At 65.1% G+C, this 24054-nt stretch carries 24 protein-coding genes; 16 read left to right on the forward strand and 8 right to left on the reverse strand.

The window, feature by feature from the left end; all coding sequences use genetic code 11:
• Positions 1–163: 163 nt before the first annotated feature.
• On the reverse strand, positions 164–937 hold the full coding sequence (locus AruPA_RS08445; protein WP_265636215.1) for a hypothetical protein: 774 nt from the start codon (positions 935–937) through the stop codon (positions 164–166).
• A 241-nt stretch (positions 938–1178) separates the two neighbouring features.
• Between AruPA_RS08445 and AruPA_RS08450 the strand changes: the two genes are divergently transcribed.
• From AruPA_RS08450 to AruPA_RS08465, 4 genes are all read left to right on the forward strand, one after another.
• Positions 1179–1985 (forward strand): DUF6502 family protein, encoded by an 807-nt coding sequence (locus AruPA_RS08450; protein WP_265636216.1) that lies wholly within the window; start codon positions 1179–1181, stop codon positions 1983–1985.
• Entirely contained in the window at positions 1985–3241 is a 1257-nt protein-coding gene (locus tag AruPA_RS08455) for a DUF5666 domain-containing protein (protein ID WP_265636217.1), read from the forward strand. Before AruPA_RS08450 ends, AruPA_RS08455 begins: the two co-directional genes overlap by 1 nt.
• Positions 3242–3445: 204 nt before the next feature.
• Complete coding sequence (locus tag AruPA_RS08460; protein ID WP_265636218.1) at positions 3446–3667, forward strand: hypothetical protein; 222 nt, start codon at positions 3446–3448, stop codon at positions 3665–3667.
• Between the two features lie 77 nt (positions 3668–3744).
• A complete protein-coding gene (locus AruPA_RS08465) occupies positions 3745–3945 on the forward strand; it encodes a hypothetical protein (protein ID WP_265636219.1) in 201 nt (66 codons plus the stop codon).
• 200 nt (positions 3946–4145) lie between these two features.
• Here AruPA_RS08465 and AruPA_RS08470 read toward each other — a convergent pair whose 3' ends face one another.
• Positions 4146–5018, reverse strand: a complete 873-nt coding sequence (locus AruPA_RS08470; RefSeq protein WP_265636220.1) for a methyltransferase domain-containing protein — start codon at positions 5016–5018, stop codon at positions 4146–4148.
• A 246-nt stretch (positions 5019–5264) separates the two neighbouring features.
• On the opposite strand from AruPA_RS08470, the gene AruPA_RS08475 reads away from it, so the two are divergent.
• From AruPA_RS08475 to AruPA_RS08510, 8 genes are all read left to right on the forward strand, one after another.
• Positions 5265–6773, forward strand: coding sequence for an ATP-binding protein (locus AruPA_RS08475; RefSeq protein ID WP_265636221.1), 1509 nt, complete (start codon positions 5265–5267; stop codon positions 6771–6773).
• Between the two features lie 159 nt (positions 6774–6932).
• Positions 6933–8453, forward strand: coding sequence for a porin (locus tag AruPA_RS08480; RefSeq protein WP_265636222.1), 1521 nt, complete (start codon positions 6933–6935; stop codon positions 8451–8453).
• Positions 8454–8510: 57 nt separating this feature from the next.
• Positions 8511–9344, forward strand: a complete 834-nt coding sequence (locus AruPA_RS08485; RefSeq protein ID WP_265636223.1) for an ABC transporter ATP-binding protein — start codon at positions 8511–8513, stop codon at positions 9342–9344.
• The gene (locus AruPA_RS08490) at positions 9341–10231 is read left to right on the forward strand and encodes an ABC transporter permease (RefSeq protein WP_265636224.1); all 891 of its coding nucleotides are present in this window, start codon (positions 9341–9343) and stop codon (positions 10229–10231) included. Before AruPA_RS08485 ends, AruPA_RS08490 begins: the two co-directional genes overlap by 4 nt.
• Positions 10232–10260: 29 nt before the next feature.
• Positions 10261–11328: an ABC transporter substrate-binding protein gene (locus AruPA_RS08495; protein WP_265636225.1), complete on the forward strand. Its 1068-nt coding sequence runs from the start codon at positions 10261–10263 to the stop codon at positions 11326–11328.
• Positions 11329–11407: 79 nt separating this feature from the next.
• On the forward strand, positions 11408–12811 hold the full coding sequence (locus AruPA_RS08500; protein WP_265636226.1) for an MFS transporter: 1404 nt from the start codon (positions 11408–11410) through the stop codon (positions 12809–12811).
• 34 nt (positions 12812–12845) lie between these two features.
• Positions 12846–13529: a response regulator transcription factor gene (locus tag AruPA_RS08505; protein ID WP_265636227.1), complete on the forward strand. Its 684-nt coding sequence runs from the start codon at positions 12846–12848 to the stop codon at positions 13527–13529.
• Positions 13513–14868, forward strand: a complete 1356-nt coding sequence (locus tag AruPA_RS08510) for a HAMP domain-containing sensor histidine kinase (protein ID WP_265636228.1) — start codon at positions 13513–13515, stop codon at positions 14866–14868. The genes AruPA_RS08505 and AruPA_RS08510 overlap by 17 nt, the downstream gene beginning before the upstream one ends.
• Before the next feature lie 33 nt (positions 14869–14901).
• Here AruPA_RS08510 and AruPA_RS08515 read toward each other — a convergent pair whose 3' ends face one another.
• Both AruPA_RS08515 and AruPA_RS08520 read right to left on the reverse strand, forming a co-directional pair.
• Entirely contained in the window at positions 14902–15576 is a 675-nt protein-coding gene (locus tag AruPA_RS08515) for an NrsF family protein (protein ID WP_265636229.1), read from the reverse strand.
• Positions 15566–16132 (reverse strand): RNA polymerase sigma factor, encoded by a 567-nt coding sequence (locus AruPA_RS08520; protein ID WP_265636230.1) that lies wholly within the window; start codon positions 16130–16132, stop codon positions 15566–15568. The genes AruPA_RS08515 and AruPA_RS08520 overlap by 11 nt, the downstream gene beginning before the upstream one ends.
• Before the next feature lie 192 nt (positions 16133–16324).
• Between AruPA_RS08520 and AruPA_RS08525 the strand changes: the two genes are divergently transcribed.
• Both AruPA_RS08525 and AruPA_RS08530 read left to right on the forward strand, forming a co-directional pair.
• Positions 16325–16543: a hypothetical protein gene (locus AruPA_RS08525; RefSeq protein WP_265636232.1), complete on the forward strand. Its 219-nt coding sequence runs from the start codon at positions 16325–16327 to the stop codon at positions 16541–16543.
• A gap of 8 nt (positions 16544–16551) precedes the next feature.
• Positions 16552–17193, forward strand: coding sequence for a DUF6969 family protein (locus tag AruPA_RS08530; protein ID WP_265636233.1), 642 nt, complete (start codon positions 16552–16554; stop codon positions 17191–17193).
• Between the two features lie 22 nt (positions 17194–17215).
• Here AruPA_RS08530 and AruPA_RS08535 read toward each other — a convergent pair whose 3' ends face one another.
• Genes AruPA_RS08535 through AruPA_RS08550 form a run of 4 tightly spaced genes read right to left on the reverse strand, consistent with a single transcriptional unit; the run spans position 17216 to position 21678 of the window.
• Complete coding sequence (locus tag AruPA_RS08535; RefSeq protein ID WP_265636234.1) at positions 17216–18307, reverse strand: substrate-binding domain-containing protein; 1092 nt, start codon at positions 18305–18307, stop codon at positions 17216–17218.
• Between the two features lie 8 nt (positions 18308–18315).
• Complete coding sequence (locus tag AruPA_RS08540; protein WP_265636235.1) at positions 18316–19398, reverse strand: ABC transporter permease; 1083 nt, start codon at positions 19396–19398, stop codon at positions 18316–18318.
• Entirely contained in the window at positions 19379–20914 is a 1536-nt protein-coding gene (locus tag AruPA_RS08545) for a sugar ABC transporter ATP-binding protein (protein WP_265636236.1), read from the reverse strand. Before AruPA_RS08545 ends, AruPA_RS08540 begins: the two co-directional genes overlap by 20 nt.
• Entirely contained in the window at positions 20911–21678 is a 768-nt protein-coding gene (locus AruPA_RS08550; RefSeq protein WP_265636237.1) for a glucose 1-dehydrogenase, read from the reverse strand. The genes AruPA_RS08545 and AruPA_RS08550 overlap by 4 nt, the downstream gene beginning before the upstream one ends.
• Before the next feature lie 176 nt (positions 21679–21854).
• On the opposite strand from AruPA_RS08550, the gene AruPA_RS08555 reads away from it, so the two are divergent.
• A complete protein-coding gene (locus tag AruPA_RS08555) occupies positions 21855–22874 on the forward strand; it encodes an L-idonate 5-dehydrogenase (RefSeq protein ID WP_265636238.1) in 1020 nt (339 codons plus the stop codon).
• A gap of 10 nt (positions 22875–22884) precedes the next feature.
• Entirely contained in the window at positions 22885–23982 is a 1098-nt protein-coding gene (locus AruPA_RS08560; protein WP_265636239.1) for a LacI family DNA-binding transcriptional regulator, read from the forward strand.
• The last annotated feature ends 72 nt before the right edge of the window (positions 23983–24054 follow it).

Raw genomic sequence — 24054 nt, forward strand, 5'->3', positions numbered from 1 at the left:
TTGTGATCGTGATTAACTTATCGTGGGATAAAGTTCCACGGTCAAGTGATTTGTAATGACTGTCCGATGACACGTCCGCCAAAAAGCTTCCGACGCGCGCAGACGCGGCGCGCCAGAGGCGCCAATCCGCAATTATTTCAATGAGTTGAATATATCGGGAAAATCAGAAACCGGCTGTCACGCCAAAACCTAGACCGACCGACGGACTATTCGCGGTCAGGCCACGATCGACATAGGCCTCCAAGCCCCAAATCGGGCTCAAAGTGACATTATAGGCCGCAACGATCGAGTCAGTCGGGCGAACATGGTACTGAAACGCGCTGTGCCCGATGAAAACGGCAGTGAGATATTGCTGCTGAGCCAAGGCGATACTGGCACCAAGTTGATATGTCACAGCGTTACGCAGCCTGAGTCCGTGGGCGCGACCGTTGAGGCGATAGCCGATTTCAGCATAGGGAAAAATCCGCGTCCCGACCCGCCAGCTGAACCGCGTGCCCAGCTCGCCATCTACCCGTCCGGTGCCAAGCCCACGCGTTCGCGAAGCAAAAGGTATTTTGATTTTGATCAAAGGCCTGATCGAAGGAGTCAAGCCCTGCCCTGGCAACACCCGGTATTGTGCACTGATCCACGCATCACCCAGCCCGCGTCTCAGCGCGGTACTTTGGCGGTCTCGCAGCACCGTACCACCGCTCAGGAGCCCCGCTCCGGCCACCGCCACATAGGGTATTTCGATGCGAACTCGCAATAGATTCTCGCGGTAGATGATCGCAAGCGGCAGATTGTAAATCCGAAACCCGTGGGCCGCTCCGAAGCGACCCGTGAAATACGATGGCTCGAGGCTGATGCGGAACGGTCCCGGTGTTGCCGTCTGTGCCTGAGCGCCCGCCGTACCGGTCGCCAGACCAAGTACAAGAAGAATACGCGTCCGCCTCCCCATAAAACCCGCACGTCTCCCACCAGATCGCCTACAGAGCCGATACATTCACGAAAATCATGTCGTTTCAATGGCCGGATCGTCGTATAAAAACTTGAACTTCTACCAAAATCGTGTATGTGGGTAAAAGTTACACGCATGAACGGATGCCGTTAGGTATAAACTGGTTCATAGGCCTATCCCGATTGAGTCCCCGACAAACGATCGTCATGAGTATTGCCTGATGGAGCTTGACCTCGAAACGATGTTGAGGCGCGTCCTACGTCCGCTCATCGCATATCTGATGCGGCGGGGCGTCGGCTACATCGCCATGCGCGACTTGCTCAAGCGCGTGTTTGTCGAGGAAGCCTTGAAAATCCACAACGGCGATGAAGCCGCGACCGACAGCCAGATTAGCCTGATAACCGGCATCAACCGCCGCGAGGTCAAGCGCTTGCGCGACGAAACGACGCGGCCCAGCCCGACAGAGCGAGATCCAATGGCCGGCATCAACATGGCCGCCCGTGCGGTCGCCACCTGGGTGTCGGTCCCGGCATTCCGCAATGCCGCCGGTGAACCCCGTCCGCTCGCTGCGCATGGCGACGGCACCACAACCAGTTTCGACGATCTGCTCCGCGCCGCCAAAATTGATGTTCGGGCTCGCACCGTGATCGATGAATTGCTCCGCGCCGGCGTCGTCGAACAAGACGCCGACGAGCGACTCCGATTGCTGCGACCCACCTACACACCCGCCGCCCCTCGTGAAAAAATGCTCTTCCTCGCCTCAAACGTCAGCGACCATCTACGCAGCGCGTTTCATAACCTATCCAGCTCGGACACGCCGTTCATCGAGCGCGCCCTGTTCCACAACGCCATCCGCGCCGATCGGTTGGACGCCGCCCGTCCGATTTTGGCCGACATGGCGGACCGCCTGCTTCGCCAGGCGAACGAGCGTCTGATGGACAGCAACCTTGCCAGTACCGATGCCGAAACCACGCCGGCAGCCGGGACGTTTCGCCGCCTTCGTCTCGGCGTATACTATTACGAAACCGACTCCGAGGACCGACCGTGATGCGCCAACCATGGGTCAACCGCAGCTTTGCCCTGGTCGCGCTGCTGATCACTGTCTGGGCCGCAACTTCGACCTCCGGCCGTGCCCAGGTCGAGGAAACCGGCGGCATCGGCGGCACAGGTATCCGTGCGTCAACCGGCGAGGAGACCGGCGGTATCGGTGGAACCGGCGTCCGCGGGCGCGCAACGCCGATCGTCGGGTACGGCCCGATCCAACGTTTCGGTTCCGTCTTTGTAAACGGACGCGAATACGCCATCTCCGGCCAAACCCTGGTTACGATCAATGGTCGCGCAGCACCCGTCGCGGCCTTGCGGATCGGTGACATTGCAAAAGTCCGTGGCGTTCTCACCGGACCGCACACCGGCCTCGCACTGAGCATTTCTATCCGCGATGCAATCATCGGCCGCGTCACCGCCGTCGCCGGCCAGGGCAGCGCCTTCACAGTGCTCGGCCAACGTGTGGTTGCAGCCACGACCGGTGAACCCTTTTCAGGCATCCGGCCGGGCGATACGGTAGCGGTCTCAGCTCAGCGCTTGTCAAACGGCTATTGGGCGGCGCAGCGGGTCTCGGTACTCCCACCGAGCGCTATGTTCCGCCTGGAGGCAATGGTCACCGCCGTTAAATCCGGGATCGTTGCGGTGGCAGGCACGCCGGTCAGCGCCTCACCCCGCCTCACCGCCGGCCTGCGGCCTGGCGAGCGTGTCGCCGTTACCGGCACCATGACCAATGCCGGCTTGCGCGCCGCCAGCCTGACCCGCCAGCCGATCGTGCTTGGCGCGCCGGGCACCCGGGTTGAGGTGCAGAACTACTTTCGAACCCTCGTTGGGGGACGCATTGTCGCTGCCGACGGCATGGTGGCGACTGGCGCGTCACCCAAAGTCGAGCTTAACGGTCTCGCCTCTGTCGAAATTGATGGCCGCGTCACGGCGCCAAACACCATCGCGATCGAGCACATCGATATCGACACGCCGGTCGCTCCGGACCTTTCTGGACCTGGCATCAACCATGCGGAGGGGGCCACCCAGACCGAAAGCCAGGAGCCGGGTAGCGATGTGGTGGAGCCGCAATCCGGAACGGACACCGAAATAACGCCGCCTGACGATGTCGGTGCGCCGGTTGAAATCGAACCTCCTGAACTCGAGGAACCGGTCCCTCCAACCCCCGATATCGAACGGCCGGACATCAGCCCGCCGCACATCGATACGCCGAGCCCCCATGTGGACCCGCCCGAAATCGAGGGGCAGCCCGACCACTGAGAGCCCGAGCTCGAACCGCACCGGCCACAACGGTGGGCCAGCGCCCGCGGCCGCGTGGCACGGTCATTTACCGATCGCGCATATTCATATTTTAAGTGCATAAGTATTAGAGTGATTACCCAACTTAATGCATTGCTACGGAGGAGTTACTTGACGAGCCAGAGCAGGGGACCCCCTGCGTCGTTTGATCAAGGAGAGATTACCATGCGTAAATTTGCCCTTTTTGCGTCGGTTCTGAGTATTGTCGGTGCGTTTGCTCCGGTTGCTGCTAACGCCGACGTCGGCACCGCGATCTATCAGCCCAGCCCGATCATCGTGAAGGCGCACTCCAGCAAGGCTGCCGTCCACAACGCCAAACTGGCTGAAGGCCGCACGATCCACGCCGATCAGCTGAAGGCGATCGCACGCAACCGCGTTGCTGCCTGAACGACCATCGCGGCCAGCCGGTCTCCGGCCGGCCGCACACACCACCGATCGATCAGCCCCCCTCAAGGAATGGTATCATGACCAAATTTTCTACCTTTGCAGTACTTGCAGCCACCCTCAGCTTTGCAATGCCCGTCATCGCCCAAGCTGCGCCGACCGCTGCCCAACAGGACCGGCTAGTGCAGAAAATCAACAATGCCTATGGCACCCAGTTTCCGGTGCACCCGCACGCCGTCAACGCCGCGACCTCCAGTCACCAGACGCAGGCGGGCGCCTGATAAGCAGAACTGACGAGTATCAACAATCAGATCAGCAGCCTCGCTGATATCCCTGATCCCGCCTCGGAGATCGCCCCGCCTGTCTGAGCGGACGAACTGGAAGTCGGGTCGTGGGCTCAGGCTCAGGGGAAGCAAAGTGCGTCCCCTGAGCGTCTTTTTACACTTCAAGCGCATACACCTTTGGCATCGGCCCCCGTCGCTCACCCTCGCACAGGGACCCTGCCGATCGCAATGAAATCTGAAGAGAATCCGAAATTATCGTTATCGATCGACCGATCCAGGGCCGCAATCGCGTCATCGAACGCGGCCGCCGTGATCAGGCCGGCGCCGATCAGCGCCTCGCGATAATTGAGGTAATACGCCTTATGATGTGCCTCGAGCTCATGGTTGCGTCCGTAATAGGTACCCAGTCGAACACGCGGCACCGACAGGACCTGCAATTCAGTCAACCCGGCAGATCGAAACAGATGATACAGCCGTCGCCCGATATGCCGCCCCGCTCCGGTCGACGCCTGCAACTGCCGGATCGCTGCGTTCAATTGCTCCAGAACCGGCGCCTCCTCGGGATAGGACAGCCAGGCTCCGTCATCGACATCCATTACGGCCACCCGTCCGCCCGGCGCCGTCACCCGGATCATTTCAGCCAGCGCCGCCGCGGGCTGATCGAGGTGCTGAAACAGAAATCGCGACACTGTCAAATCCTCACTCGCAGACGAAACCGGCAGCCGATACGCCTCGCCGCGCCGGCTCTCGATCGCGCAGCCGAGGCGTGCTGCGAGGTCCTGCAGCAGCGCGATGCTCTGCGCATCCCGATCAACCGCGATAATCTGCGCCTCCGGTCCGCACAGCCATGCGATATCGAGGCAGAGCGCACCCGTCCCGGCTCCCACGTCCAGCACTCGGATCATGCCGCGCGTAAGCCCGAAGGCGGGCAGCACCGCGAGCCGGTGCATATGGGTGTGTATGGTCTGGCGCAGTAGCCAGTCGAGTGCGCCGCTATGGGGCAACAGCGCCGATGTCGCCTCGCGCAACCGCCCCATCCATTCTTGCGTTGCAGCGGCATCAAGCATCATGTCAAAGTCCATTTTTTGTTTGGACCACAAAGAAAACCGGCAGCGATCGATCGGGTTTTTCTCTGTGGATAGGCGGAACGCTTCAGACCGCTGCAACAAAAACGGTGATACCGCATCATTCCTAACATCCGCCTAACGCCACCCCTTCCTCCCACGTCTGGCGGTGCCACCGCCGGCGGGGTAAAGCCCCTCCGGGTGAGGCACGGTCGATGAGCCCATCCATGATGAAGGGCTACACATCAAGACATGACGACTGCAATCGATATGGGGTCCACTGCGGCCGGCGCGCCGGCATTGCTCGACCTCGAGGAACTGATGGCGACCCGGCTACTGGTGCAGGGCAATTCAGGCTCCGGCAAATCCCATCTGCTGCGCCGCCTGCTGGAACAAGCCGCACCCTGGGTGCAGCAGACCATCATCGACCCCGAGGGCGATTTCATCACCCTCGCGGAACAGTTTGGCCATCTGGTGATCGATGCCGCGCTCTATACCGAACAGGACCTGCAACTCGCCGGCGAACGCGCGCGCATCCACCGCGTCTCCATCGTGCTCGACCTCGAACAGCTCGATGCCGAAACCCAGCTCCGCCGCGCCGCCGCCTTCCTCGGCGGCCTGTTCGAAGTCGGCCGCGACCATTGGTACCCCATGCTGGTCGTGGTCGATGAAGCGCAGCTGTTCGCTCCCGCCGTCGCCGGCGAGGTGTCGGATGAGGCGCGCAAGCTCGCCCTCGGTGCCATGACCAATCTGATGTGCCGCGGCCGCAAGCGGGGCCTTGCCGGCGTCATAGCGACCCAGCGCCTCGCCAAACTGGCCAAGAACGTCGCGGCGGAGGCGTCGAACTTCCTGATGGGCCGCACCTTCCTCGATATCGACATGGCCCGCGCGGCCGATCTGCTCGGCATGGAACGCCGCCAGGCCGAAGTGTTCCGCGATCTGCAACGCGGCCATTTCATGGCGCTGGGCCCCGCGCTCAGCCGCCGTCCGCTCGGCATACGCATCGGCGGCACGGCAACCCAGCCGCGCAACGCGCCGCCATCTTTGCTGCCCCTGCCCGAAGCCGCACTCGATGATGCCCGCGCCGTCATCCTTGCCGCAACGCCGCCCGATGCCGTGCGCCTGCCGCGCCGCACCCCCGCGGCGCCGCCACCTGATTTGCTGAGTCAGTTGATGGCCGCGACACCGCTGGTCGCCGAAAACCTTAGCCCATCGCCCGAGCCGGACGTGAGCTCGGCCGAGCGGGCCGAACGCGCGGCCCGGCTCGACCGGATTCTGGCCGCCATCCTGGCCGACCCCGAAGCCGGGTTCCGCGCGATCGGCGTGCTGTATCAGGATTTCCTGGTCCGCTGCCGGATCGCCGGCCTCGGCACCGTCGCCCCCGATCTGGTCACCTTCCGCCGCATGCTGACCCGCGCCCGCGCCGGCATCAGCACCGACATGGCCGAAGACGATATCTGGCGCGACATCGCAGCCCGCGCCGCCGTGCTGCCCGAGGATATCCAGGGTATTTTCATGATGATCGCCCGCACCGCCCGCGAGGGTCTGCCGTGCCCGGGTGATCAGGCGATCGCGCGCGCCTACGGCACCCGCTCGCTCGGCCGTGCCCGCCGCCTGCTCACCTACATGGAGGAACAGGGGCTGATCGTCTGCCAGACCGATGGCGCCGGGCGCCGCATCGTCACGCTGGTCGAACTCGCCTGGGCCACTGCCCCCGGCGCGCCCGATGCGCCGGACACGCAGTACGACCCAATCCGCTAGGCTGCCCGGGCCGGCTCCGCGAGACCGGCCGCTGCACATTACAAATCCACACGATTTCATCCATGGATGCGGAATTACCGATCCGTCATCCCCTCCCTCAACTGGCCCGGCCATCCGGATCGGGCTGATCGAAAAAATGTTCTGGGAGGAACGGTGCCGATGAGACTTTCCAAACACGCTCTATTTGTCTGCTCGGCCATCGCGCTGGCCGCCGCCATGCCGCGCGCGGCATGGGCCGACCAGATCGGCCAGTTGCAAGCCCAGATCAATGCGCTCTCGGCCAAGCTTGCCGCAATTCAGGCTCATCAGGCCGAGGTCGAGCGCAAGGAACATCTGCGCGCGCTGGCCATGCGCGAACGAGCCGCCGCCATGGCCACCCGCCAGAAACACGATGAAACCCTGATCGCCGCCCGCAATGCCGTGCTTGCCACCATGTCCCAGAAGGAATCGCCCACCCGGGCGCAGCAGGAAGGCCTGCCGAACAACCAGTACGTTACCATGGGTGCGCTGCCGGGCTCGTTCGTGATTCCGGGGACTAATACCTCGATCCATATCGGCGGCTTCATCAATTTCCAGGCCGAATACAGCCCGACCCAGAATTTCGGCCCGAAATTCTCGATCGGCAATCTGCTGCCGCCCAGCCCGGCAAGACGCGCCACCGCAGGCGATTTCCAGTTCCAGAGCAAGGTCTCGCGCCTGATCGTGCAGACCAGCACGGCGAGCGACCTCGGCCCGATCACCACGAATTTCGCGCTCGATTTCTATGGGTTCGTCGCCGGCGGAGACTACAATCAGGCGCTGCAGAACAACTCCTATTCAGCGCGCATCGTGTTCGCCTACGGCACCATCGGGCCGCTCACGCTCGGCATGCTCAACTCCAACTTCCTCGATGCGACCGACACGCCCGAGACCTTCGACAACGGCGGCCCGGCCGGCATTCCGGCTGAGCGCACCGAACAGATCCGCCTGACCTTTCCGTTCAACAAGGCATCGATCTTCTCGATCGCGGCGGAAAGCCCGCAAAGCGGCTATCAGGACACCCGCAACAATATCGAGGTTCCCTCGGTCACCGAGCCGATGCCCGATTTCAGCGCGCGGTATCAATACACCAGCAAGCTGCTACACTTTCAGCTCGGCGCGGTGGTACGCGACGTCGCCTACACCGATGGCTACGGCGACCGGGTGAGCCATATCACCGGCGCCGGCCTGGTCGGCACCACCCTCAACCTCGGTGCGATCAACAAGGGCTTCGGGCAGGACAACATCGGCGCCCAGCTCTGGTCCGGCGCGATCGGCCGCTACATCCCCGATGATTTCGGCGGTAACGTCGCCTCGGTGCTGGCGGTTGACAACGGCGTGACCGGGACGCCGCTGACCATTGCTTCGAAAGTGCAGGACGACCAGGGATTCACCGCCTGGATCCAGCATTTCTGGACCGCCAAGCTGCGTTCGACCGTCGCGATCGGCTACAATCATCTCAACCTCGCGGGTTTCCTGCCGGTCGATACCGCGAACGCGATCGCCACCAAGACCGCCCACATCAACCTGATTTACCGGCCGGTGCCCAGCGTCGATCTCGGGATCGAAGGCATGATCGGCCAGAAGCAGTTCCAGCGGGGCACCAACGTGCCGCCGAAAAATGCCGATCGTTTCGAATTCGGGGGGATCTGGCATTTCTGAGCCCGCCAACAACAGCGCCGCTACCAACAGCCCCGCTACCAAAAGTAGAGTATCGATATGAGTGTATCAACTGAAGACGGCATCGAACTGACCGGTGTGACGAAACGCTTCGTCACGCCGACCGGCTCGACCATGACGGCGATCCGCGATGTCAATCTGCGTGTCGGGGCGGGTCGGTTCTGCGCCGTGGTCGGACCCACCGGTTGCGGCAAATCCACCACCCTGACGCTGACCGCCGGGCTCGAACGCGCCAGCGCCGGCCAGGTGCGGGTGTTCGGTAAACCGGTCGACGGCATCACGCCCAACGCCGGCTTCGTGTTTCAGACCGATGCGCTGATGCCGTGGAAATCGGTGCTCGACAACGTGGCGCTCGGCCCGAAATTCCGCGGCATGGCCACGCGCGATGCGCTGGCCGAAGCGCGGCGCTGGCTCGGCGTGGTCGGCCTCGCCGGGTTCGAGGATCATTACCCCCACCAGCTATCCGGCGGCATGCGCAAGCGCGTCAGCCTGGCGGCGGCGCTGATCAACAAACCGCGCCTGCTCCTGATGGACGAGCCGTTTTCAGCGCTCGACGTGCAGACCCGCGCCATCATGACCAATGAGCTGCTGCGCCTGTGGGAGCAGACCAGGCCATCGGTGTTGTTCGTCACCCACGACCTCGAGGAGGCGATTTCAATGGCCGATCTGGTCGTGGTGATGACCGCCGGACCGGCCACCGTGAAGGCTGTCTATGAGATCGATCTGCCGCGCCCGCGCGGTGCGGTGCAGGATATCCGGTTCACACCGCGTTTTCTCGAACTCTACCGCCAGATATGGGAATCCTTGCGCGAGGAGGTCGAGCGCACTTATGCCCTGTCGGCTGCCGCCACCGCGCAGAGAGCCGCATCATGAGCGACGCCCCGATCACCCCGCGCGGCGGCCCGGCGCAGGCCTTCGAGGTCGAAGACCCGCTCGCCGTTGCCGCACGCCGCCGGGTACGCAACTACAAGCGCACGGTGCGTGCCGGCCAGATCGGTACCTTCATCGTCATCGTCGCGGGCTGGCAGTTGCTTACCCATTTTAAAATCCTCGACCCGTTCTTCGCCGGCTCGCCCTGGGGCATTGTCCTGCGCCTCGCGGACTGGGCGGTCCACGGCACCGCCTATGGTTCGCTCTGGCTGCAGATCTGGGTGACCATGGAAGAAGCACTGCTTGGCTTCGCCGCCGGTGTGATCAGCGGCGTCGTGATGGGGGTGCTGCTCGGTGAAATCCCGCTGCTGGCGGATATCCTTGGCCCCTATATCAAAATGGTGAATGCGCTGCCGCGCATCGTGCTCGGCTCGATCTTCGTGATCTGGCTCGGGCTCGGCCTGCCCTCGAAAGTGATGCTCGCGGCCGTGCTGGTCTTCTTCGTTGTGTTCTTCAATGCGTTTCAGGGTGTACGCAGCGTCGATCGCAATCTGGTCGCCAACGCCCGCATCCTCGGCGCCTCGCGCTTGCAGGTGGTTTGGCACGTCGTGGTGCCCTCGGCGACCACCTGGATCATCGCGAGCCTGCATGTCGCGCTCGGTTTCTCGATCATCGGCGCGATCGTGGGCGAGTTCCTAGGCGCGCAAAAGGGCCTCGGCCTCGTGATCGCGACGGCACAGAACAATTTCGACACCAACGGCGTGTTCGGGGCGATGCTCATCATCGGTCTGATCGCGGTGTCGGCGGAGGGTCTCATGTCGATCGCCGAACGCCGGTTGCTCGCTTGGCGGCCGCCCGCCGCCTCCGAAACAAGCCAGGCCGGCTTGTAGTCCCCCGGCCACGACCAGTCTCAACAATCATGGAGGATCATCCAATGTTCAAACATTCACCGGCAAGCCTGCTGCGCGATATCGCCGCCGCGGCGGTGGTCGCCACCGGCGTGCTCGCGTCACCCGCCGCCCATGCCGCGCCCAAGCTGCAAAAGGTCAGCATGATGGTCGGCGGCATCGACAAGCAGATCTACCTGCCCTACCAGCTCGCTCAAGACCTCGGATTCTTCAAAAAATACGGCATCGACATGGTGTTGAGCACCGAGCAGGAAGGCGGCATCGGGGCCGAGGACGCGATGGTCGCCGGTCAGGTCGACATGGCCGGCGCGTGGTATGTGCACACCATCGATTTTCAGATGCACGGCAAGAACGTCATCGACATCGCCCAGCTCAGCGGTGCGCCGGGCGAGCGCATCATGTGCGGCAAGGGGACCCACATCAGGACCCCCGCCGACTGGAAGGGCAAATCGGTCGGTGTGACGGACCTAGGCTCCGGCACCGATGACCTGACGCTCTATCTTGCCGCCCGTTATCATCTGACCACGCAAGAATACCACCGCATCGGCGTTGGTGCCGGCGAAACGCTGATCAGCGCGCTCGAACATCACCGCATCGTCTGCGGCATGACGACGCAGCCGACCGTCAACGCCATCGAAACCATGGGCATCGGCCATTCCACGATCGACCTCGCGACCAGTGCCGGCGTCAACAAATGGCTCGGCGGCTTCTGGCCCGCCGCTTCGGTGCTGGCGCGGGCATCGTGGGTCAAGAAACACCCGGTGCGGACCCAGCACGTGGTCGACGCGATGGTCGCGACGATGCACTGGATCGCGACCCACAGCGCGGCCGACATCGCGGACCATCTGCCGAAGGATTTCGTCAGCAGCCCGCTCTCGACCAAGGCCGCCTACATCAAGGCGTTGAACGAGGACAAAGGCCAGTTCCTGCCTGATGGGCGGATGCCCAAGGACGGCCCGCAAAAAGTGTTCGACGTCGAAAAACTGGCCGGCAAGATCATCAAGCCGGTCAACCTGACGATCACCTACTCCAACGCCTACGCCGACAAGGCCAACCAGCTCGAAGGCTTTACGAAGTAACCACGATCCGGCCGCCGGCATCGCCAGGTTCTGGACGATGCCGGTGCGCGGCTCCATAACGGGCCAAAGGAAATGTCCGATGTCTGAGATCGCTGCCGCACGGATCGCTGCCCGGCTCGACCGGTTGCCGTCCTCGCGCGCGATCTGGACGCTTGTCGTGCTGATTTCGCTCGGCGGCATGTTCGAGTTCTATGACCTGTTCCTCACCGGCTACATCGCCCCCAGCCTGCTGCGCGCGGGCCTGTTCACCCCGCAAAGCCTTGGCTTCCTCGATGTGCTCGATGTCCTGTCGGTGCACGGCATCGGCTCGTTCGTGTTCTGCACCTTTGCCGGACTCTGGGCCGGCGTGGTGCTGATCAGCCCGGTGATCGACCGGATCGGGCGGCGCACCGTGTTCACGTGGTCGCTGGTCTGGTACATGATCTGCACCGCCATCATGGCGTTTCAGCGGACCGGCGAAGGGCTGAACCTGTGGCGGTTCGCCGCCGGCCTCGGCTTCGGCACGCAACTTATCGCCATCGATACCTATATCGCCGAGATCATCCCCTATCGCGCGCGCGGCCGGGCGTTCGCGGTCAACCAGTTCGTAACGTTCTGCGTCGTGCCGGTGGTCGCCCTGCTGTCGTGGCTGCTGGTCCCGCTCCGCCCCGCCGGGCTCGATGGCTGGCGCTGGGTCATTCTGATCGGCTCGCTCGGCGGCGGGCTCATCTGGTTCACCCGCCGCCGCATTCCCGAAAGCCCGCGCTGGCTCGCCCTGCACGGGCGCGAGGCCGAGGCCGATGCGGTGGTCACCGCCATCGAGCGCCGCATCCTCGCCGAAACCGGTGCGGCGCGCCTGCCCGAACCCGCGCCTGCCACACCCGAGCAATCCTGTGCCGGTGCGCTGCGCGAACTCGTCTCGCCGCGCTACGCCGAACGCACCTTGATGCTGTCGATCTTCAACATCGCCCAGGTGATCGGCTTTTATGGCTTCGCGGCCTGGGTCCCGACCCTGCTGATCGCGCGCGGCGTTACCTTCACCAACAGCCTCGAATATTCCTTCGTGATCGCCGCCGCGTCGCCGCTCGGCCCGCTGCTCGCGATGCTGTTCGCCGACCGGATCGAGCGGCGTACCCAGATCGTGTGCGGCCTGCTCGGCATGGCGTTGTTCATGGCCGCTTTCTCCGCGGCCACCGCCCCGGCACTGCTCATTGGCCTGGGTGTTCTGTTCACCATCTCGGCCAACATCATGTCCTGCGCTTATCATGCCTATCAGGTCGAGCTGTACCCCACACGGATCCGCGCCGGCGGTGTCGGCATCGTCTGGTCCTGGAGCCGGCTCGCCGCCGCCTTCGCCGGGCTCGCGGTCGGTTATTTCCTGTTCTACGGCGGCGTGCCGGCGCTTGCGGTGTTCATCGGCGTCGCGATGGCGATCGGCATCGTCATCGTCGCGGTGTTCGGCCCCAACACCGCCGGCCGGCCGCTGGAGGCGGTCAACCATTGAAACCGCGCACGCCCGGATTGCGGAGCGCCGGCTGATGCGCATCCTCGTGATCGAAGATGATCCGCACACGCTCGAATTCATCCGCAGCGAGCTCGCCGCCGGGGGCGACGAGGTGACGACCGCGCCGGACGGGCGCGCCGGCCTGCTGATGGCCGCGACCACCGATTTCGACGCCATGGTGGTCGATCGGATGCTGCCCCAGCTCGATGGGCTGGGCGTGGTGACCGCCCTGCGCTCGATGGCGATCGCCACCCCGGTCATTTTCCTGACGGCGCTCGGCCGGGTCGATGAACGCGTCGAGGGCTTGCGCGCCGGGGCCGATGATTACCTGGTCAAACCCTTCGCGATCGAGGAGCTGGTCGCCCGGATCGGCGCGATCGCCCGCCGCCACGCCTACAAGCGCCCCGCCACCACCCTCGCGGTTCACGACCTTACGCTGGACCGGCTGAGCCAGGTCGCAACCCGCGCCGGCCAGCGGATTGAGCTGAAACCGCGCGAATTCCGCCTGCTTGAATTCCTGATGCTCAACGCCGGCCGAGTGGTCACCCGCACCATGCTGCTCGAGGCGGTCTGGGATTTCCATTTCGACCCGCAGACCTCGCTGGTGGAGTCCCACGTCAGCCGCATCCGCGCCAAGGTCGATCGCGGCTTCGACTGCGAGCTGATCCACACCGTCTGGGGTGTCGGCTATCGGGTGGCGCATGAGAGCCCCGGCTGAGCGCGGCAGCGTGTTCCGCATGGCCAGCTTTCGGCTGGCCGTGCTGGGCACCATGCTTTCGACCATCGGCGCCATCATCGTGTTCGCCATGATCTATGGCGCGACCGCCCGCGCCGCCCGCCAGGAGTTCAGCCCGATCGTGGCGGGCGACCGCGCCGATCTGATCGCGGATGCCCTGTCCTCGGGTAGTTCGCTGCGCTCGGAAATCGAGCTGGCAACGCTGCAGGAGCGCCATACTTTCTACGCGCTGACCGATACGAACGGTGTCGAGCGCGCTGGAAATATCCCTATGCCCTCCAACCCGCTGCTCTGGCGCCACCTCACGCGCTGGAACCTGCCCGGGATGCCGCCGGGTGTGCGCGCGATCGATGGCATCGGTCAGCGCCTGTCCGACGGCGACATCCTGTTCATCGGTGAGGATGCATCGGTGTTCGCGCGGCTGAATACCGAAATCGCCTGGGTGTTCGCCGGGGTGTTCGGCTTCATGATCTCGCTCGGTCTGGTGATGAGCCTGCTGATCGCACTTTACAGTCTGCAACGGGTGCGCGCGATCAGCGAGGCGAGCCGACAGATCGTCGCGGGCGATCTGTCGCACCGGATCAAGCTGTACGGCATCGACGACGAGCTGGATTTCCTCACCACCGACCTGAACCTGATGCTCGCCACGATCGATCGCCTGGTCGAAACCGCGCGCCAGGTCACCAGCGACATCGCGCATGATCTGCGGGCGCCACTCACCCGGCTGCGCGATCATCTGGTGCAGGCCCAGCGACGCACGGTGACCGATCCGGGCTACGCTCAGGCGTTGCAGCAGGTGGAACAGATCATTGCGATCTTCGCTGCCCTGTTGCGGATCGCCGAGGTCGAGGCCGGGGCGGTGCAAGGGCATTTCGAGCAGGTCGACCTGTCCACCCTGTGCCGCGCATTGGCGGAATCCTACGAACCAGTGGCGGAAGACCGTGGCCAGCGCCTCACCCATGCGATCGCGGACGATCTGATCATTCAGGGCGATACCGCGCTGATCACTCAGATGATGGTGAACCTGATCGAGAACGCAATCCGCCACTGCCCGCCCGGCATCGCCATCACTCTCGCCGCGCACGCGCAGGACCGCGTCCTCACGATCGAATTGGCCGACCGCGGCCCCGGCATCCGCGATGCCGATCGCGAACGTGTCTTCCGCCGCTTCGTCCGGCTCGATGCGGCGCGCACCACCGCCGGCCACGGCCTCGGCCTCGCGTTGGTCAATGCCGTCGTCGGCCTGCACGGCGGCACGATCGCCCTGCTCGACCATGCGCCCGGCCTGATCGTGCGGATCACGCTGAAGCTCACCGCGTGACACTCCAAAGCCCCATTGCCTAGCGGCAACACGTCAGGATTCGACGTGCGAAGCGAGGCCGTTCGGTTGCGCCCGCCCGATAATTGCCCGCCCAACGAGGCTGCCCGCTAGGGTGAACAGGGCGACGCTGCCCATCTGCCAGACCAACATCGTCGCGAAACTGTCCGCCCGATGAAACAGTCGCAGCGCGCACTCTGCCAGCGCCGCTGCGGCGAGCGCCGCGCACAGACATGCGTGCGCAGTGCGGAACATCGGGCTGTGCCGCAGCAGCACCACCATCGCAACCGCAGGCGCAATGCCCGCCACAGCGATTGCCGGAACGCACATCACATCGACATGCAGTCTCAGCGCACCGCCCTGCGTACTGACCGATAGCGACATGCATTGCCGGCCCAGCACACCCAACCAAAGCGCCATCGCCCCCACCGGCAGCAGAAGTTTCCAGCCCGGCTGATCAGGTCGGCCGGCACAGAACGCAGCATAGGCGGCGGCAACCCCGGTCAGCACCGCCAGCGCCTCGTCGAGCGCAAAGTCGGGCCGCAGCAGCAACGACAGTACGTCGGGACGCGGCCCCATCATCAGTGTCACCAGCGCCAGTATCGGCACCGTCACGGCCAGCCACCACATCGTCAAGCGCGCGGGCGCCGGCGCGCGGTACACCGGGCTCAGTTCATCGGCCAGCGCCGTGATCAGACGTTCATTCGACATCCTCGACCCCCATGGCATGCCGCAGCCGCCGGATCGCCCGGAACGTACCGACCTTCAACGCGGTCACGGTCAGCCCGGAAACCGCGGCAGCTTCAAGCAAACTCAGTTCCCGCAATTTAAGCATATCGAGAATCTCCTGATCGCGTAGGGATAATCGCCCGATCGCCGCCTGCATCGCCGCCTGATCCACCGCCGCATCCTGGTCCGGATTCATCCGCAACGCCTCCGAGGTTGCCGGCACATCGTCCAGGATCGTCTCACGCGCCGCGTGACGATGGCGCTGGCGGCGTACTTCGGCTCCGCGCAGTTTCATGATGCCGAATAGGAACGGTGCTACCGGCCGGCACGGCTGGTACAAGGCAAGGCTGCGGTGCAACGCCAGCAGCGTCTCCTGCACGATATCCTCGATATCCGACAGCGTGGCCGTCGGCCATCGCCCGCGCGCCCGCGCCCGCAGCCATGGCAGTGCGGCGGCCAGCAACGCCCCATAAGCCCGCCGGTCGCCCGCCTGCGCCGCCGCCAGCCAGATGCGCCAATTGGCGTCTTCCTCCGCCATCCATCCTCCGTCAGAAGCGATCCCGATCATCCAATGCCGCCCCGCCGCTGTCCATGGCCAGCCAGACCCGCGCCCCGAAAAAATCCCCGGCACGAACGGTAACCAAAACCCGCGACACCGCGTATATCAGGCTGATAGGCACAGCCCGATCACATCCGTCGGCCCGTCCGTAGCACCTTGGAAGGAACCACTATGAAAAACCCAACCGCGCCCAACCCGATCACACGCACAGCCCTCGCACTCGGTTCGGCCGTAGCCATCGCCGGTCTTGTGAGCGCGGCACCCGCCCAGGCTGCAACGTCTGCGAACCCCTGCGCCGGCGGCAAGATGGGCGCAAAATCCAGCGCCAAGCCCGGCCATGCCGCGATGACCAACAAAAAAATGAAATCGGGCGCCTGCGCCGGCAAATAAACCCGGCCGTGCCGGCCGCCAATCCTGCCCGGCTGGCGGCCGCCGCTGGATTGGTCGCCGCCCTTCGATCGATCGAGGATCGCGGCTCCAACCTGGTCGCCGAACTGCTGGCCGGCGCGCCGTTTATGGCCTTCGAACATCATCCGCCCGGCGATGTCCACGATCCGGTCAGCGGCGCGCAATATTACTTCCACGCCCACGCCCCAGGCGAAGCGCGCGCACTTGGCCCGAGTTGGGCGGAAATCGGCCATATCCACACCTTCATTCGTCCGGCCGGGCGGGCCGAGGATGCGCCGATCCATCACCTGATCGCAATCGCGCTCGACCGCTGCGGCCGCCCGACCGCCCTGTTCACCACTAATCGCTGGGTCACCGACGATGATTTCATCCCGGCGTCGCAGGCGATCGGTTACGCGCGCGCCTATCAGGTCAGCGATGGCGCACCGGCGAGCCGGTGCATCAATGCGCTGTTCGCACTGTTCGCGACCGAAATCGCCGATCTGCTGACCGCGCGCGACGCCGCGATCGCCGCCTGGCAAAGCGACCATCCCGGCATCGATCCCTTCGAGGACCGCGACCTCGAGATCACCTCGGCCCACCCGATCGACCTGCTCGCGGTCCTGACGGCGCTCCAGGACACGCTCGCCTGAGCCGCGCGTCCTGGCCGTCTCGTCAAGCCGATTTGCCCCAAATCTTTAGAAACACCGCCTTGTAGCCGTTCGAGGGATTGAACACATTGGCATTGCCGCCGTCCTCATCGATGTTGTCGGGCGTGAACAGATGCACCGGATCGGGCTCGCTCACCGCCTTTTGCCCAGCGAAAGCGCGGTTCAGCTCATCGACACATTGCCACCCTTCCAACTCCAACGGCGCCGCCACCGTCGCGGTCTGGAATTGTTTCGAGCGAATTCGCTGAAACGCCGATTCAGAACCATCGCCCGCCGACACGTTATACGGCGGCCCATCACCCTTCCGCCCGGACGCGGCCAATCCAGGCGCCATATAATCGTAATACAGATCATTGATCGCCAGCGAATAATTCCAGCTCTTGCCGAATTTCGACAGCAGCGCTGCCGTCACCTGCGGCATTCGCGTCGCAGTCGCGCCCAGTGGCACGTTCTCGATCGCGAGCACCTTGCACCCCACGCATTGCTTGATGGTCTTGGCCATCTCGGCCGATTTGGCCATCGCGATCGCATACTCGCTGGTGGTGAAGATCACCACATTCGCGTGTCCATCCGACTTCGCAATGGCGTACAGCGCTGCCGCCTTCGCGACGTCCAGCGAGTTCTGCGTGACATTATAGATCACGCCGGGCGAAGCAATCGGACCGGGACGCGGCGACGCATTCCAGCCTACCACCTTGATGCCCGCCTTGTCGGCCTGCTCGATGAACGGCGCGGATTGGACCGCATCCACCCCGCCCAGCACGATGCCCGCCGGCTTGAGCGCGATCGCCGAAGACAACGCGGCGTTCTGCCCAGCCGCCGTGCCCTTACCGTCAATCAAGCGGAACCGCCAGCCGATCGCCCTGGCCGCCGCCGCCACGCCCTTGGCCACACCGCGTGCGCCGCCGTTCGACTGATCGGTCGATACATAGACAATGAACTTGCCCGGCACCGCCTTCGGCCCGGTGGTCGGGCCAGTGTAGGGTATCGTCTTGCTAGTCGCCGCCGCGACGAACGCCTTTGCCGCCGCGACGGTGGTATCGGCCAGCGCCCGCCCGGACAATCCGGCCGATGCCGCCGCGATGGCGATGATCATTCCTGGTTTCATAAATCCCCCCCTGTTGCCGAGGCAGCCGGTGCCGGCACCAATGCCGGCCGCACCGCCTTCAGATGAACCGCGCGGCGGCGCTGCGCGAAACCGGCCAGGCCGATCGAGAGCACCAGCGTGATGCCGTTGAACAAATCCGACACGAAAAACGCCCCGCCCAGCTGCTCGATCCCGGAAATCCCGACCGCCAGCAGCACCTCGGCGGCAACCGTGCCCCAGACATTGACCCGCCCCGGCTTGATCGTGGTCGAGCCGAGGAAGGCGCCGACCAGTGCCGGCAGCAGATAGCTCAGCCCCAGGCTGGTCGTACCGATCCGCAATTGCGCCGCCAGCACGACCGAGGCGAACGCGGTCAGCACGCCGGAGGCGATGAATACCCCGACCACATGGGTCCGCACTGCAATGCCGTTGAGTTCGGCGGCGCGCCGGTTAGCACCGATCGCATAGAGCACGCGGCCGAGCGGCATCCGCTCGGTCACCAGCCACAGCACGAAGGCGATCACCAGCACATAGACCACCGGCAAGGGGATCACCCCGAGCAACCGCCCGTCGTTGATCGCGGTGAACCCGGCCGATAGCGTGCCGACCATCTGTTCGCCACCAGTATACCATTCCGCCAAAGCGAAAATGATCGTGCCGGTGCCCAAGGTGGCAATGAAACTGTCGATCTGCGCGATCTCGACCAGCAGGCCGTTCATCAACCCGAACAAGCCGCCCAGCACGAGTACGGCGAGGACCGCAAGCGGCCAGGGCCAGTGATATTGCACCTGCAGGCTGATCGCGATGATCGACCACAGCACGATGCCGTACCCCACCGTCAGATCGATCCGCCCCGCGATCATCGGCAGCAGCGCCGCCAGCGCCAGCAACGCCACGACCGATTTCACCACGAACACCGCGCGCATGTTGTCCGCGGTCGGAAACGTATCCGGCAGCAGGATCGAGAACAGCGCGATCAGGAACAGCGTGATGATCGGCAGCCCGTAGGTGGTGAGCCCGCGGCGCACCAGCTCGCCGCGCCCCATGCTCTCGCGCTCGGCCCCGCTCGGCTCCAGCGCGTCAGATTTGAGCGATTCCATGCGCACTCCCTTCATGTCGCCGTGAAAACACCCCGGCCGATGCCGCCGCGATCAACCGGTCGATGGTGAGCCCTTCACCCGCCAGTTCGGCGACCACCGCGCCCCGGTCGAACACCAGCGCGCGGTCGCAGATCTGCGCGATTTCCTCGAAATCCGACGACACCACCAAAATCGTTGCCCCCGCCGCCGCCGCCTCGGCGAACAGCCGGTAAATCTCGGCCCGCGCGCCGACATCGACGCCCGAAGTCGGGTCCTCCACCACCAGCAGCTTTGCCCCCTGGTCGAGCCAGCGCCCCACCACAACTTTTTGCTGATTGCCGCCCGATAATTGTTCGAGCAGCAGCCAAGGCTGGTTCGGCCGCAGCCCGACCCGGCGCCCAAGCGCGTGTGCGCGCCGATGCACGCGGCGCGGTGTGATGTAATCCAGCGCGCCCATGCCATGCGCATACGGGTTCAGAAACGCATTCTCCGCGATGCTCAGCCGCGCCGCGGTCGATTCCCCGGTCCGGTCGCCGGCGACGAACCCGATCCCCCGCGCCATCGCATGGCGCGGATCGCGCGGCGCATAGGCCGCGCCATCGAGCGTGATCGCGCCCTCATGCACCACCGCCCGGCCGAATAGCGCGCGCCCCAGCCGTTCCTGCCCGGCGCCGACCAGCCCGGCCAGGCCCACGATCTCGCCCGCCCGGAACGCCGCATCGAGCGGCGCCGCCGTCTCGATCACGACCGACCAGCACGCGAGCCGCACCGCGGTGCCGGCTGCGCAATCGGTACGCCGGTGCCGCGCGAACCCCTGCCCGACGATCATCGAAATCAGCCGGTCCGCCGTCAGCCCCGCCACCGGCCCGGCGCCGGCCAGCCTGCCATCGCGCAGCACCACCACCCGGTCCGCCAGTTCGAACACCTCGTCCAGCCGGTGCGACACATACACAATCCCCACTCCGCGCGCCCGCAACTGCCGCAGCGCATCGAACAGCCGCGCCACTTCCGAAGCCGGCAGGCTCGCGGTCGGCTCATCGAGCACCAGCACCTCGCCGTTCGCCGCCAGCGCGCGGGCAATCGCCACCAGTGCGCGCTCCGCCCGGCCAAGATCGCGGATACGCGTGTCCGGATGCCGATCGAGCCCGAGTGCGGCCAGTGCCGCCACCGTGCGCGCGCGGTTCGCCGCCCGGTCGATCAGCCCGATCCGTCGCAAAAACCCCAGCGTCAGCCCGAAATTCTCACTGATCGTCATCCAGTCGAACAGGCCCAGATCCTGGTGAATGAAGCGGATCGGCAGCAACCCGGGCGACCCCGTGATCTCCCGCCCTTGAAACCCGATACTGCCCTCATCCATCCGGTGAATCCCGGCCAGAATCTTGATCAGGGTCGATTTGCCCGCACCGTTCTCGCCCAGCAGAGCCACGATCTCGCCATGCCCGACGGTGAAATCCACCCGGTCCAGCGCCCGCGTGCCGCCGAACGATTTGCCGATGCCGCGCATCTCCAGCAGCGGCGGCGTCTGGGCAGCGCTCATACCACGCTCGTCAGCCCGCCATCGACGAAGATGGTCTGGCCATTGACGAAATCGGCGGCGGCGGAGGCCAGAAACACCGCGGTACCGCCCAGCTCCGCCACCTCGCCCCACCGCCCGGCCGGCGTGCGGGCGACCAGCCAGGCGGTGAACGCGGGATCGGCCACCAAAGCCGCCGTCAGCTCGGTGCGGAAATACCCCGGCGCGATCGCATTGACCTGAATATTATGCCGCGCCCACTCCGCGCACAGCCCGCGCGTCAATTGCCGCACCGCCCCTTTCGACATCGCATAGGGCGTGATCGAGGCGCGGCCCAACTCGCTTTGCACCGACGCGATATTAATAATCTTGCCGCGCCGCCGCGCGATCATCCGCCGCCCGACCGCCTGGGCGACAAAAAACGCGCCCTTCACATTGATCGCCATCAGCCGGTCGAAATCCGCCTCGGCGAAATCCTCCGCCGCCATCCGGTGCTGCATCCCGGCATTGTTGATCAGGATATCGATGGCACCATCCGCCTCGATCGCCGCAACCCCGCGCTCCACGCTGGCCGGGTCCATCACGTCGAACGCCTGGCTCGCCACGTCGTGCCCCGCCGCGCGCAAGCCGGCCGCCGCCTGTTCGAGTGCGGCGCCATCGCGCGCATTCAGCACCACGGCGGCACCCGCCTGCGCGAGTGCAGCCGCAATCGCCAGCCCGATGCCGCGGCTGCCGCCGGTGATCAAGGCACGTTTCCCGCTGAGGTCAAACGCCTGGTTCGTCATCATCCTGCCCTGCGCCCGGTCCTGACCATTCGGCCGGCGGGCGCTATTTTTATGGTTTCGTATCAAACGCGTCAGCCGTACCATAACCCGCGTTGCCGTCGCGACAATTCCGGAGCATGTTACCGCTAACACAACCCTCGTAACACAAAGCCGCCCGGCGTCTCAAGGAGGAATTTTCCATGCCCGCAATCGTGATCCATCGCGCCGGCGAACTCCGCGTCGAGCCGCGCACCGCCCCGCCGCCCGGCGCCGGCCAGGCGCGCGTGCGGATCGATCGTGGCGGCATCTGCGGCTCGGACCTGCACTATGTCCGCCACGGCGGCTTCGGCCCGGTCCGCCTCGCCGAACCCATGGTGCTCGGCCACGAAGTCGTCGGCACCATTGCTGGCCTCGGCTCCGGCGTCACGGACCTCGCGGTGGGCGATGCGGTGGCGATCAACCCAGCGCTGCCCTGCGGCGTCTGCCGGTTCTGCACTGATGGCATGAGCAACCATTGCCTCGACATGCGCTTCTTCGGCAGCGCGATGCGCCGCCCGCATGTCCAGGGCGCGTTCAGCACCGAAGTCACGGTCGAGGCCAGACAGCTCGTCAAACTGCCGCACGGGCTCGATCCATCGATCGCCGTCTTCGCCGAACCGCTCGCCGTCGCCCTGCACGCGCTCACCCGCGCCGCACTCCGCCCGGGCGATCGCGTCGTCATCACCGGCATGGGCCCGATCGGCATGCTCATCCTGCTCGCCGCCCGCCATGCCGGTGCCTGTGAAATCGTCGCGTCCGACATTGCCGCCGAACCCCTCGCCCTCGCCCGCAGCCTCGGTGCGGACCAAGCCATCACCCCCGAGGCGCTCGATCGATTCACCGCCGATCGCGGCCATTTCGACATCGGCTTCGAAGCCTCCGGCGCCCCAAGCGCACTGCCGGCCCTGATGTCGGTGGTCCGCCCGCGCGGCCGCATCGTCCAGGTCGGCCTCGGCGGCGATCTGCCGGTCGCCTCGATGGTTCTGGTCACCAAGGAGATCGACCTGCTCGGCACCTTCCGCTTCACCGATGAATTCGCCCACGCCGTCACGCTGCTCGGCACCGGCGCGATCGATGTCGCCCCCATGCTCAGCGCCACCTTCCCGGTCGATCAGGCGGCCGAGGCCTTCGCCCTCGCCGCCGATAAAACCCGCGCCATGAAAGTCCAGCTCACCTTCTGAAACCGCCGCCATGACCAAACCGCCAACACCCACCCCAACGCGCAGCCCACCCACCATGCACGACGTCGCCAGGGCCGCGAACGTCTCGAAAATGACCGTCTCGCGCGCCCTGCGCGGCGACCGCATCGCGCCCGAAACGAAGGCGCGCATCTTCGCCGAAATCGACCGGTTGCACTACGTGCCCCACGCCGCCGCCGGTGCGCTCGCCAGCCGCCGCTCCGGCTTCGTCGCCGTCATCGTGCCCTCGATCGACAACGCCAATTTCGCCGAAACCGTGCGCGGTCTCGAAGCCGAACTGCGCGCAGCCGGGCTCGACCTGCTGCTCGGCACCACCGAATACCGCATCGGACGCGAGGACGAATTGCTGCAGACCATGATGCGCCATCGCCCCGAAGGCATCGTGCTGACCGGCGGCGTCCACACCAGCCGCGTCGCCGATCGCCTGGCCCGCTCCGGAATTCCCGTGGTCGAAACCTGGGACCTGCCGGCCACCCCGATCGGCCATGTCGTCGGCTTCTCCAACCGCGCCGCCGGCGCCATGATGACCGAACACCTCGCCGCCATCGGCCGCCGGCGTATCGCCTTCCTCGGCGGCGCCTCGCCGCGTGACCCCCGCGGCGAAGCCCGCAAACACGGCTACCTCGAAGCCCTCGTCCGCCTTGGGCTCGGCCCACCCCGCACGCTGCGCTACGGCCTGCCGCCGCTCTCGATGCACCACGGCGCCGCCGGCCTCGCCCGCACCATCGCCCGCTGGCCCGATATCGACGGCCTGGTCTGCGCCAGCGACCCGATCGCCTTCGGCGCGATCAGCGAATGCCTGCGCCGGGGCATCGCCGTGCCGCAAACCATCGCGATCGGCGGCTTCGGCGATTTCGAAATCGCCCGCTGCAGCCACCCCGCTATCACCACCATCGCCGTCGAAGCCGCCCAGATCGGCCAACGCGCCGGTGCTATCCTGCGCACCGCGATCGAGGCGCTGCGGCGCGGTGAGGCGTGCCCGGCTACGATCGATAAGACGAGTATGAGTCTTGAGGTGCGGGGGAGTACGGTGGGGGAAAGGGAAGGGAAGGACTTCTTTTTTGGAAAAAAGAAGCAAAAAACTTTTTGACCCTGGGGCACGGGCGTTGGAACCGGCACGGGCCCAAATCAACAAAGTTTTTTTGCTTCTTTTTTGTTCACA

Source organism: Acidiphilium sp. PA (assembly GCF_026191915.1).
Lineage (GTDB): Bacteria > Pseudomonadota > Alphaproteobacteria > Acetobacterales > Acetobacteraceae > Acidiphilium.